The sequence below is a fragment of the Gramella sp. MT6 genome, assembly GCF_019357415.1.
Classification (GTDB): Bacteria; Bacteroidota; Bacteroidia; order Flavobacteriales; family Flavobacteriaceae; genus Christiangramia.
On the sequence record NZ_CP048410.1, the window covers coordinates 3153196 to 3164749 of the forward strand.

At 36.7% G+C, this 11554-nt stretch carries 12 protein-coding genes and 1 tRNA gene; 7 read left to right on the forward strand and 6 right to left on the reverse strand.

Annotated elements, in window-relative coordinates; all coding sequences use genetic code 11:
• Positions 1-762 (reverse strand): MBL fold metallo-hydrolase, encoded by a 762-nt coding sequence (locus G3I01_RS14175; protein ID WP_219548904.1) that lies wholly within the window; start codon positions 760-762, stop codon positions 1-3.
• Between the two features lie 103 nt (positions 763-865).
• On the opposite strand from G3I01_RS14175, the gene G3I01_RS14180 reads away from it, so the two are divergent.
• Positions 866-2329: a TonB-dependent receptor gene (locus tag G3I01_RS14180; protein ID WP_219548905.1), complete on the forward strand. Its 1464-nt coding sequence runs from the start codon at positions 866-868 to the stop codon at positions 2327-2329.
• A gap of 72 nt (positions 2330-2401) precedes the next feature.
• Here the strand turns inward: G3I01_RS14180 and murA are convergent, their stop codons facing one another.
• The 3 genes from murA to G3I01_RS14195 form a co-directional block, all read right to left on the reverse strand.
• Positions 2402-3715, reverse strand: a complete 1314-nt coding sequence (murA, locus tag G3I01_RS14185) for a UDP-N-acetylglucosamine 1-carboxyvinyltransferase (protein ID WP_219548906.1) — start codon at positions 3713-3715, stop codon at positions 2402-2404.
• A gap of 15 nt (positions 3716-3730) precedes the next feature.
• Complete coding sequence (locus tag G3I01_RS14190) at positions 3731-4378, reverse strand: DUF4290 domain-containing protein (RefSeq protein WP_219548907.1); 648 nt, start codon at positions 4376-4378, stop codon at positions 3731-3733.
• A 101-nt stretch (positions 4379-4479) separates the two neighbouring features.
• Positions 4480-4773: a DUF493 family protein gene (locus G3I01_RS14195; RefSeq protein ID WP_108171692.1), complete on the reverse strand. Its 294-nt coding sequence runs from the start codon at positions 4771-4773 to the stop codon at positions 4480-4482.
• An 82-nt stretch (positions 4774-4855) separates the two neighbouring features.
• Between G3I01_RS14195 and G3I01_RS14200 the strand changes: the two genes are divergently transcribed.
• The 5 genes from G3I01_RS14200 (at position 4856) to G3I01_RS14220 (ending at position 9379) form a co-directional block, all read left to right on the forward strand.
• Complete coding sequence (locus G3I01_RS14200; RefSeq protein ID WP_219548908.1) at positions 4856-5389, forward strand: ATP-binding protein; 534 nt, start codon at positions 4856-4858, stop codon at positions 5387-5389.
• A 6-nt stretch (positions 5390-5395) separates the two neighbouring features.
• Entirely contained in the window at positions 5396-7297 is a 1902-nt protein-coding gene (locus G3I01_RS14205) for a RecQ family ATP-dependent DNA helicase (protein WP_219548910.1), read from the forward strand.
• Entirely contained in the window at positions 7294-8241 is a 948-nt protein-coding gene (fmt, locus tag G3I01_RS14210) for a methionyl-tRNA formyltransferase (protein WP_219548911.1), read from the forward strand. The genes G3I01_RS14205 and fmt overlap by 4 nt, the downstream gene beginning before the upstream one ends.
• Positions 8242-8426: 185 nt before the next feature.
• Entirely contained in the window at positions 8427-8699 is a 273-nt protein-coding gene (locus G3I01_RS14215; RefSeq protein WP_006990442.1) for an HU family DNA-binding protein, read from the forward strand.
• A 119-nt stretch (positions 8700-8818) separates the two neighbouring features.
• Entirely contained in the window at positions 8819-9379 is a 561-nt protein-coding gene (locus G3I01_RS14220) for a YqgE/AlgH family protein (RefSeq protein ID WP_219548912.1), read from the forward strand.
• Here G3I01_RS14220 and G3I01_RS14225 read toward each other — a convergent pair.
• Together G3I01_RS14225 and G3I01_RS14230 are read right to left on the reverse strand one after the other, a co-directional pair.
• On the reverse strand, positions 9376-10221 hold the full coding sequence (locus G3I01_RS14225) for an aminotransferase class IV (protein ID WP_219548913.1): 846 nt from the start codon (positions 10219-10221) through the stop codon (positions 9376-9378). The genes G3I01_RS14220 and G3I01_RS14225 overlap by 4 nt on opposite strands.
• A 50-nt stretch (positions 10222-10271) precedes the next feature.
• A complete protein-coding gene (locus G3I01_RS14230) occupies positions 10272-10658 on the reverse strand; it encodes an START-like domain-containing protein (RefSeq protein ID WP_108171698.1) in 387 nt (128 codons plus the stop codon).
• Between the two features lie 190 nt (positions 10659-10848).
• Here G3I01_RS14230 and G3I01_RS14235 point away from each other — a divergent pair.
• Positions 10849-10922 (forward strand) — tRNA-Met (locus tag G3I01_RS14235).
• Positions 10923-11554 lie beyond the last annotated feature (632 nt).

Sequence of the window (11554 nt, forward strand, 5' to 3'; positions counted from 1 at the left end):
CTAAACGGTAATTTTTAAATTATCATAAGCCAGATGAACATTCTCTGGTAATTCCTTCTCTACTTCATCATGGAAACCCAGCATATGGCTAATATGGGTAAAATAGGTGGTTTGTGGTTTAACCCTTTCTACGAATTCCAAAGCTTCTTTGAGATTGAAATGAGAATGGTGTGGTTGAATTCTAAGAGCGCTAACCACAAGGACCTCAAGGTCCTGAAGCTTCTCTAGCTCCTGGTCTTCTATAGATTTGATATCAGTCAAATATGCAAAATCTTCCATCCTGAAACCGAAAACCTGTAAACGGTTATGCATGAATTCTATGGGAGTAACAGTTAAACCGTGAAAATTGAACGGTCTATTCTCGATGATATTTTCCTTAACACCAGGAGCTCCAGGATATTTATCTTTAGTAGTAAAGATATAATCAAAGCGCTTTTGCAAGGCATTTAAAACCCTTTCGTGTCCATAAACCGGAATATCGCCCTGCCTGAAAAAGAAAGGCCTTATATCGTCCAGACCGGCCGTATGATCATTATGTTCATGGGTATAAAAAATAGCATCCAGTTTTCTAACATTATTGGCAAGCATTTGCTGCCTGAAATCTGGTCCGCAATCAATTAAAATATTCAAGTTATTCCAGTTTACAAGTATGGAAACCCTCAAACGCTTGTCTTTTGGATTATCACTAAGGCAGACCGGATGATCGCTTCCAATGATTGGTATTCCCTGAGATGTACCTGTTCCTAAAAATGTTACTTCCAAAAGGTGTTATTTTTGACACAAAAGTAAATATATTTTTTCGTATGCCTACCGCTTTTAGTACTTTTGAAGTACACAAAGAAATTGTTTACTAAAAAGAAAAACTATGCCAATTACTATAATGGGCGATAAGGAATTTGAGAATGTTCCGTCAATAAATAGTAAAGCCCTTCGCATCAATTTGAATGAAAACATCTATGGGACGTTTTCAGAGATTGGTGCTGGCCAGGAAACCGTTCGTAACTTTTTTCGGGCTGGAGGCGCTTCAGGTACCATTGCAAAAGCGATGAGTGCCTATGACAAGGACTTTAGTGATGCGATATATGGAGTTGAGAATGACCGTCGTTACGTTACTGAAGCTCGTTTAAAGAAAATGCTTTCTCACGAAACAAGGCTCATCGAAGAAAGAATTTCAAGAGAAAAACATCCCAATAAATTATTTTTCACCTATGCCAATACTGTAGCAACTATAGATTTTGCTAAAAAATATAAAGGTCATGGTTGGGTTGGAATCAGATACCAGGTTGAACCAGGTGAAGATTACAATGAGATTCTACTACATGTTCGATTTCATGAAAATGATGCGAGACACCAACAAAACACACTTGGGATCCTTGGTGTAAACCTTATTTACGGTGCTTATTATAAATATGATAATCCTAAGAAACTTCTTAGATATCTATACGATCATATAGATAAGGATCAAATCGAGATCGATACAATTAACTTCTCCGGTCCAAAATTCGAAAAGGTAGATAACAGATTAATGAGTCTCCAGCTGGTAAAGAATGGAATGACCGAGGCGGTAATGTTTGGGCCAGATGGAAATAATGTTCTTCCCGCTAAGATCCTTTATAAAAAGAATATTCTCGCTTTAAGAGGTAGCTTTAGACCAGTAACGAAAGTTAATATGGATATGTATGAGCGGTCTAAAGAAATGTTCTTTAATGAAAGTAAGGTAAATAGAGAAAATACTGAGATCATTTTTGAGATCACCCTTTCCAACCTTAGGGCGGAAGGAGAGATCGATGAAAGAGATTTCATGGACCGTGCAGAACTGTTATGTTCTCTTGGACAAACCGTAATGATCTCAAATTTCCAGGAGTATTACAGGGTTGTTGAATACTTCTCTCGTTATTCCAAGCAAAGAATGGGTCTGACTATGGGTGTTCAAAACCTGGTAGATGTATTCGATGAGAAATACTATCGTCACCTAAGCGGTGGAATTCTTGAAGCTTTTGGTAAACTGTTCTTTAAAGATCTTAAGGTTTATCTATATCCATTGAAAGATCCTGAAACCGGTGAGATCACTACCAGTGAAAATGTAAAAGTACATCCTCGTATGAAGGAACTTTACAAATTCTTCAAATATAATGGACGTGTAGAAGACATCACCAATTACAATCCAGATATCATGGATATCTACTCTCGTGAAGTACTTAAAATGATTAGCGAAGGAAAAGATGGATGGGAAGATATGCTGCCTGAAAAAACTACGAAAATGATCAAGGAAAAGAATCTTTTCCATTATCAGGAACGTAAAGAAAAAGCTAAGACCGAGGAGGTTTAAGTCTAAAGAAATAAATGCATAAAAAAAGCTGTTCAATCGAACAGCTTTTTTTTATTCCTTAAGTTTAAAAGATTATTCCAGCCTGGTGATCTTGGCACCTATTCCCTGAAGTCTTTCAACTATATGTTCATAACCTCGATCTATCTGCTCAATATTATGAATGGTAGAAGTTCCTTTTGCTGACAGTGCCGCAATTAATAAAGAAATTCCAGCTCTAATATCTGGAGAGGTCATCGTAGTAGCTTTCAGTTGAGAGGTAAAATCATGCCCAATTACCGTAGCGCGATGAGGATCGCAAAGGATGATCTTTGCTCCCATATCGATCAATTTATCCACGAAGAACAATCTACTCTCAAACATTTTCTGATGAATAAGTACACTTCCTCTTGCCTGAGTTGCAGTCACCAAAATGATACTTAAAAGATCTGGTGTAAATCCAGGCCATGGAGCATCACTAATATTCATGATAGAACCATCAATAAAACTTTGCACTTCATATCCATTTTCATGTGCAGGAATATGAATATCGTCCCCTTTCTTCTCAACAGTAATTCCAAGTTTCCTGAAAGTAGTTGGAATAATGCCCAGCATCTCCCAGTTTACATTTTTAATGGTGATATCACTTTTTGTCATCGCTGCCAGACCTATCCATGATCCTATTTCAATCATATCTGGTAGAACAGTATGCTCACAACCTCCCAGTTTTTCAACACCTTCTATAGTAAGTAAATTAGACCCAACTCCGCTAATATTAGCACCCATTGAGTTCAACATCTTACAAAGTTGCTGCAGGTAAGGCTCACATGCCGCATTATAAATTGTAGTAGTTCCCTTTGCAAGGACTGCTGCCATCACAATATTAGCAGTACCTGTAACTGAAGCTTCTTCCAAAAGCATGAAATCACCTTTCAGGCCTTTTGGAGCTTCCACACCATAAAATCTTTCCTCTTTATTATATCTGAAATCGGCTCCCAATTTCATAAAACCTTCAAAATGGGTATCAAGCCTTCGTCTTCCAATTTTATCCCCTCCCGGTTTCGGAATGAAACCTTTTCCAAATCTTCCCAGCATAGGACCAACGATCATGATAGATCCTCTTAATCCACCGCCATCAATTTTAAATTGCTCACTGTTGAGATAATCCATATTTAGATCATCACTCTGGAAAGTATAGCTTCCTTTACCGATCTTTTCAATTTTTACACCTAAATTGCGCAAAAGATTGATAAGTTTATTTACATCAAGTATATCTGGAATATTATGTATTGTTACTTTTTCATCGGTTAACAATACAGCACACAGAATCTGCAGTGCCTCGTTTTTTGCTCCCTGGGGTTGAATTTCCCCGCTCAAACGATGACCACCTTCAATTTGAAAAGTTCCCATTAAAAGTTGTTGAATTTAGTAGCGTTTGCGACCACCTTTACTACGGCCGCCTTTTTTTGTGTTCTTGGTATATTTTTTCTTTCCTCCACTGCCTCTTATAAGTTCTGAAGCTTGACTTAGATCTTCATCAAGAAGATTTTTAGGATTGATCTTCCCATTGCTAAGATCCTTAAGATGTTCGAAGATCACATCATCATCAACTGAATCTCTATTCCAGTTCAGGTAAGATTTTTTCATATGATTGGCTATGGTAAGAACCAAAGCTTCTTTGAATTCGCCTTCTTCGTAATCTTTTGCCGCATCTATCATCCTTTTAATATTGTTTCCGTAGAAACGATACTTGGGATTATTCTCAGGATATTGCAGCATGTCTGGCCTTTCTGCCAGCATTTCCCTTGTTGGCTTTGGAAAAGGTGAGTCAACGTTAAGTTTAAAATCACTTATAATAAATAACTGATCCCAAAGTTTATGCTGAAAATCTGGTACATCCCTCAAGTGAGGATTCATGTTTCCCATTACTGCTATAATTGAATTCGCGACCTTATTTCTTTCATCGTCGTCTTCAATGCTCACAGCATGCTCCACCATTTTTTGAAGATGTCTGCCGTATTCGGGAATTATCAATTTACTCCTTTCAGAGTTATATTCTAATGCGTTTGTCAAAATTGAAGTTTAATTAGGTAATTACTGAAGTTATACTCCTGCCTGCAAAATACTAAATATTACCAAAGAACCACAATAAAAAGGATTCTTTTATAGCGTGGTTAAAGAGATATTACGCCTTCCACTTTTATGGCAACTTCTTTATATTTTTCAATCACATGATCTGGATTTTTCATTCTAACGTTGATGGAAACACTGGTATACTTTCCCTTTTTAGATTGCTTCGTTTCAATCACAGCTCCCATATTGTTAAAAATGCCCTGCACCTGTGAAATTTGATCTCCTTTGGTTGGGACAATAAATTTATAAAGATATTCAGAAGGCCACATAGCCGTATCCTGAAGTTGCTTTTTCAATTTGGCGTAAAATTCTTCCGGATTCTTGGATTCACTCATAATTTTTCTCCTTCGTTTAATTGCAAAGATACAAGTAATGATAGCATTTTTATAATCAAATTCAAATGTCGAAATTTGCGCCGTGAAAAATAGAAAAATTGTAATTACCGGTGGTCCGGGAACAGGTAAATCTTCCATCATTCATAAACTGGAAGAAAAAGGAGAAAAATGTCTGCATGAAATCTCCAGGCAGGTAACCCTTGAGGCTCAGAAGGAAGGTATAGACCAGCTTTTCCTAAAAAAACCATTGTTATTCAGTGAAAAGCTTCTTGAAGGCAGGCTTAATCAGTTCAATGAGGCAAAAGAGCACCAATCTGATCATATATTTATAGACCGGGGTCTACCAGATGTAGTTGCCTACATGGATTATTTCGACACGAATTACCCGGATTTTTTCCATAGAACCTGCGAGATCAATCGTTACGATATCATTTTTATCCTGCCTCCCTGGAAGGAAATCTACACCAGTGATAACGAACGATATGAGAGTTATGAGGAAGCCTTAAAAATTTCGTCTTATCTTTATTCTACTTATAGGAGGTATGGATACGATCCAATTGAAGTTCCAAAACTCAGTGTGGAAGAGCGTACAACCTTTATATTAGATAAGATCTAAAGTAATTTGCAGGAGGAGGCTTTAAAAATATTAGAAAAATACTGGGGCTTCCGGGAATTCAGGCCGCAACAGCTCGAGGTCATCCAATCTATTCTCGCGGGAAAGGACAGCTTAACCCTTTTCCCTACCGGAGGAGGAAAATCCATTTGCTTTCAGGTGCCGGCCTTAATAAAAGACGGTATATGTATTGTTGTCTCACCATTGATCTCATTAATGGAAGATCAGGTAAATGGCTTACAACAAAAGAACATCAAAGCAATGGCAATTACTGGTGGGATCTCCTATGCTGACCTGGATAGGAACCTTGACAATTGTATTTTCGGAAATTATAAATTTCTTTATTTATCCCCTGAAAGATTACAGCAGGAACTCGTAAGAGAACGATTAAAACAAATGAACATCAGCCTTATTGCTATAGATGAGGCCCATTGTATTTCACAATGGGGCCATGATTTCAGACCCGCCTATAGAAATATTGCTGAACTTAGAGAACTGCTTCCGGAAACTGTTTTTGCTGCTTTTACCGCGACTGCCACCAAAACAGTAGTAAAAGATATTTGTGAACAATTGAAACTGGAAGACCCGGTAATTCATCAAAAATCATTTGAAAGATCGAACCTTCAGTATGAAGTCATAAAAACTGAGGACAAATATTTTAGGTTGACCCAGATCCTCAATGAGGATTCAGCAATAATATATGTAAGAAGCCGGAACGCCACACAGGAGATAAGTCAGTTTTTAAACAAACACGGGATTACCGCTGCGGCCTACCACGGCGGATTAAAGAAAGAGGATAAGTCGAAAAAATTTGAGCAGTGGCTTGCCAATAAAGTAAGTGTCATGGTAGCCACAACGGCATTCGGCATGGGAATAGACAAGCCCGATGTAAGAACGGTAATTCATATTGACCTCCCTGAAAGTATGGAAAGCTATTTTCAGGAGGCTGGAAGGGCCGGAAGGGATGGTAAACCAGCAAAGGCAATTATACTTACAAATTCCGGTGATATCCCGGTTTTGAAGAATCAATTCCTCAACAATCTTGCTTCTGTCGAAGACGTAAAACTCCTATATCGTAAACTGAATGCTTATTTCAGGATCGCTTATGGAGAAGGTGAAAACACAGAACATGATTTTAATTTCTCCAGTTTTTGTCATCATTACCAGTTCAATTCTCACAAAGCATTCAATGCTTTACAGCTTCTAGACAGGTGCAGTATTTTGAGACTTTCTCAGAATTACCAAAAGAAAACAGAGATCCAGGTATTATTATCTGGTCATCATCTGGACAATTACCTGGAAGAAAATCCAAGGTACGCACATCTCCTTAGGACGGTTCTGAGAAATTACGGTGGAGTTTTCGAAAACCTGATCCCGTTTAATCTTAATTCAGTTTGCGACAAGGCGAATATGCCTGAAAAAGAATGTATCAGTATATTAGAGGAATTAGCTAAAAAAGAGATCATAGAATTCAATTTATCTAAACATGATGCCAGCATTACTTTCCTGGTGCCACGGGAAGATGACTCCACTATAAACCCGGTCGCTTCTTTTATTAAAGAATATAATAAGACAAAAAGAGATAAAATTGAGGCTGTTCTGGATTTTGTACAGAACGATTCTATTTGCAAACAGGTACAACTCCTGAAATATTTTGGAGAGAAAGATCCTCCCGCCTGTGGAAAATGCTCCGTATGTAAAAAGGAGAAAAAGGAATTAAGCAGGGATGATATGAATGAAATCTATTTAAGTATCCTAAGACTATTGCGGAAAGGTCCTATGGATTCAAGAGAAATAATTTCACACCTGGATTATACTGAAACTGCCATTTTAAAAATATTAAGTCTGCTTTGCGAAAAAGGAATTCTGGACCGCAGTGCGAATAATAAGTATAAAATTATAAATAAATGAAAGACCTTAGAGTAGTATTTATGGGAACTCCTGAATTTGCAGTCGCAAGCCTGGAAGCCATCATAAATGCCGGATATAATGTAGTTGGTGTAATTACAGCCCCAGACAGGCCTGCCGGAAGAGGCAGGAAATTAAGAGAGAGCGCGGTAAAAACCTATTCAAAATCTAAAGATCTAAAAGTTCTACAGCCAACGAATCTCAAATCTGAAGATTTCCAGAAGGAACTTGAATCCCTCAATCCCAATGTACAGGTAGTAGTAGCTTTTAGAATGTTGCCGAAATCCGTATGGAATTTTCCGGAATATGGCACTTTTAACCTTCACGCTTCCCTCCTACCTCAATATAGAGGTGCCGCGCCTATTAACTGGGCCATCATTAATGGCGAGGAAAAAACCGGAGTTTCAACCTTCTTTCTAGATGAGAAGATCGATACTGGTGCGATGATACTTCAGCAAGAAATTAACATCAACAAGGATGAGAATTTAGAGTCTTTGCACGACCGTTTAATGAAAACCGGCTCTAAGCTAGTCGTTAAAACGCTTGACAAAATTGCAAAAGGGGAAGTAGAATCTAGGGCTCAACTTGATTCTAGCGACCTAAGGGATGCGCCTAAACTTACACGGGATAATACTAAAATAGACTGGAACAATTCACTCGATAATATATACAATCTTATTAGAGGTTTGAATCCATATCCTGCAGCCTGGTGTTACCTGGATAATTTTTCAGAAGAAATGCAGGTAAAGATCTATGATGTCGAGAAATTAAACCGTGAACATCATTTGCCAAACGGAACAGTTACCATTGTTGATAATAAAATAAAAGTCGCCGCAATTGGCGGTTATATTATTGTGAAAGAAATTCAGCTTCCGGGCAAGAGAAAAATGGATGCAAAATCACTTTTAAATGGTTTCGATTTTGCTCCGGAAGCAAAAATGCGCTGAAGCCTTATTAACACTGAATCGGTTGCATTTTAATAAAAAACAATTATCTTTATTAACAAAACAACCAAGTTATTAACAAATACGGGCTTTTCCCCTGTCATTACTTGCGTGGACAAGAAATCCGTATAAATTTGTATACCAGTTTAACAGAATGTTTAACCAACAATTAATTTAAAATTCAAATTATGAACAAAACAGATTTAATCGATGCAATGGCTGAAAACGCTGGAATTTCTAAAGCAGCAGCAAAAAAAGCATTAGAGTCTTTCCTTGAGAACGTAGAGAAGTCTCTTAAAAAAGGAGATAGAGTTTCATTAGTAGGATTCGGATCTTGGTCTGTATCTAAAAGAGCTGCTCGTGAAGGAAGAAACCCACAAACCGGAAAAACTATTAAGATTGCTGCTAAAAATGTAGTGAAATTTAAAGCCGGAGCTGATTTACAAAAAGCTGTGAACTAATAATTTGCATTAGTAATTATTAAAAGCCTTCCTTAAGGAAGGCTTTTTTATTTAAAAATTTTGCCAAGGAATTGCATTATTTATAGGAAATAATTAGTTTAGATAAAAAGACTGCTACAATGATCGCGTTAAAACCAACCAAAGGCCATCTTTTAGTTGCAGAACCATCTATAATTGGAGATGTGTCTTTTAATCGCTCTGTGGTTCTACTAGCTGACCATTCAGACAATGGATCGGTTGGGTTTATATTGAATAAAATTCTCGATTTCACTCTAAAAGATCTTATTCCTGAAATTAAAGGAGATTTTAAGGTCTACAATGGAGGGCCTGTAGAGCAGGATAATCTTTATTTTATTCATAAGATCCCAGACCTAATCCCCGATAGTATTGAGATAGCTCATGGAATTTACTGGGGCGGTAACTTTGAAGTCGTGATGGAACTTATCTCCAAGGAGTTAATCGACGACAAGCAAATTAAATTTTTCCTGGGTTATTCCGGTTGGGATGCTAACCAGTTAGATGAAGAATTAAATTCTCATTCCTGGGTTGTTACCGTGAACGAAGACAACAGAGATTTGCTAGAAAAACCTTACAATTCTTTTTGGAAAGATAAAATGTTAGAATTAGGCGGCGAATATATGCTTTGGTCTAATTCTCCCGAAAACCCAACTTATAATTAACCCAATCTTGCCTTTACGTTAAGCTTGCTCAATAGATCTTTTGAAACCTTATTTTCAAAGTCTTTTTTACGATATTTACTAACCGGTTGAATACCCTGAGCCACGTTCGTAATGAATAATTCATCTGCCTTCTGAAGTTCGAATGGTGATATAGAAGTTTCTTCGAGGTTATATTCTTCAGTCTTCTTTAGAATATTCACCAGTTGCTTCCTTATGATACCATTGAGAGCTCCATCTGAAATCGGCGGAGTTTTTATTGTTTTTCCTTTTACTAAGAACACATTCCCATTTAAAGCTTCCACTACACTCTTCTTTTCATTTAACAAAAGACAATTATCATAGTCATTCTCTCGGGCATAAATACTTCCCAGAACATTCACCGCTCGGTTATTAGATTTGATCGTAGAAAGTAAGCCACTATTTACATAATGGTCCTTAAATAATTCTATCTCGTAAGGATTATCATTGAAGAGATAAAATGAATTTTCCATGGCTTCAGCACTAATAACATAGCCAATATCTCTAGTAGCCGGAGTATAATACCCTCCCTGAAGCCTGTACACTGCAAATCTTATTCTGGCAGGAGAGGTCGCCAGGTCATTTGCCTCAATGATCTCTTTGATCTCTTTTTCCAGGAATTCAGGGGAAAAACTTGATGGAATTTCCATTCTCATAATTCGCATAGAAGCCATTAACCTGAAATAATGATCCTCCCAGAACATTATTTTCCCGCTAATCACTCTTATCGTTTCGAATACTGAATCTCCATAAGCAAAGCCCCGGTTAAGTACCGATAATTTTGCATTTTTTTCCTTTACTATTGTTCCGTCTAAATTGATCATAAAAAAACCCCGTTTAAAAACGGGGCAAAGTTACTATTTATAATAGAATTCTAGGCTGATCCCAGAATCTGTTTAAGATCTGAAACCATATTTTCCCAAAGCATTTTGCCTTCATCTACTTCGTCTTCTTCAGCAAAATCTGTAATCATAAGGGATACATCTTTGGTTATGTCGTCAACCTGTATACGTAATTCGAAAAAATAAGGAGTATCTTCATCATCTATCCATTTGAATTTTATACGCTCGTCACTTTTCTTACTTACGAGCTTTGCCTTCTCTTCACTACCTTCCCATATAAAAGTAAAAAATTCCCCTCGGGAATTAACGTTATCGGCATACCACTCACTTAAACCTGAGGGCGTTGAAATATATTGGAATAATAATGAAGGAGAAGCTTGAATAGGAAACTCCATTTCGTACTTTATCTTTTCTTCCATTCTTGATTAATTAGTTTCGGGCAATATAGATATTAATTGGTAACATTAAAAGAAATCAAAATAAATATTTTAGAAAATAAAGTTTGCGTCAAAACAAATTGTTTTTATATTTGCACCCGCATTAAAGAAATCCTGCGAAGCCAATTATGACAAGGCATTTAGCGAGATTTAAATAATGAGAATTATATACGGCGAGGTAGCTCAGTTGGTTAGAGCGTCGGATTCATAACCCGGAGGTCCCGAGTTCAAATCTCGGTCTCGCTACAAGTAAAATCAAGGCTTTCGAGAAATCGAGAGCCTTTTGTTTTTTCATCTAGTACAGAATAAGTACAGAATCTCATTTTTTTTTAATAAATAAATAAGAGCCATATAGAAAATCTCCGTTTAATATCAATTAAAACGGAATTTTATATTTATTCCGGAAATTAACTCTATAAAGTAACCATTAATTTTCCATCGTTAATAAGATTCAAAATTTTAGTAATTAAGATCCAATCTTGAATTACTGCCCATTACTTCCCTGGAATAGCTCAGCATGCCTGAAACCTAATAGCTATGAAATACATCCTCTTCCCTATCGTAAAAAGTTCTCATATATATCCCTTAGAGATGCAGCTTTAAAAAATTCCTAAAAGTAAAGCAGTGAAGAAATGCGAAACGTTAGATCCATAAAATGTCGAAATCACACAGAATAAAAAGTCGATTTTTTAAATAGCGAATAAATATCCATCTGTAAAATTAAATTTCAGGTAAAAACATAACCTATGATACTGACTTATAACTTTTAAAAAAGACTAAAAAAGCTTTCTAAAGAAAGCTGAATTACAAGTAATTGGCGCTATTATTTTAAGGCTATTAGGATAATTGTCTAAAAGGAGTCATCATTTAAAGGAATG

Excerpts from the sequence above, each read along its gene's own strand:
- G3I01_RS14180 (WP_219548905.1), top strand. The coding sequence starts at position 866 with ATGCCAATTACTATAATGGGCGATAAGGAATTTGAGAATGTTCCGTCA.
- murA (WP_219548906.1), bottom strand. The coding sequence starts at position 3,715 with ATGGGAACTTTTCAAATTGAAGGTGGTCATCGTTTGAGCGGGGAAATT.
- G3I01_RS14195 (WP_108171692.1), bottom strand. The coding sequence starts at position 4,773 with ATGAGTGAATCCAAGAATCCGGAAGAATTTTACGCCAAATTGAAAAAG.
- fmt (WP_219548911.1), top strand. The coding sequence starts at position 7,294 with ATGAAAGACCTTAGAGTAGTATTTATGGGAACTCCTGAATTTGCAGTC.
- G3I01_RS14215 (WP_006990442.1), top strand. The coding sequence starts at position 8,427 with ATGAACAAAACAGATTTAATCGATGCAATGGCTGAAAACGCTGGAATT.
- G3I01_RS14220 (WP_219548912.1), top strand. The coding sequence starts at position 8,819 with ATGATCGCGTTAAAACCAACCAAAGGCCATCTTTTAGTTGCAGAACCA.
- G3I01_RS14225 (WP_219548913.1), bottom strand. The coding sequence starts at position 10,221 with ATGATCAATTTAGACGGAACAATAGTAAAGGAAAAAAATGCAAAATTA.
- G3I01_RS14230 (WP_108171698.1), bottom strand. The coding sequence starts at position 10,658 with ATGGAAGAAAAGATAAAGTACGAAATGGAGTTTCCTATTCAAGCTTCT.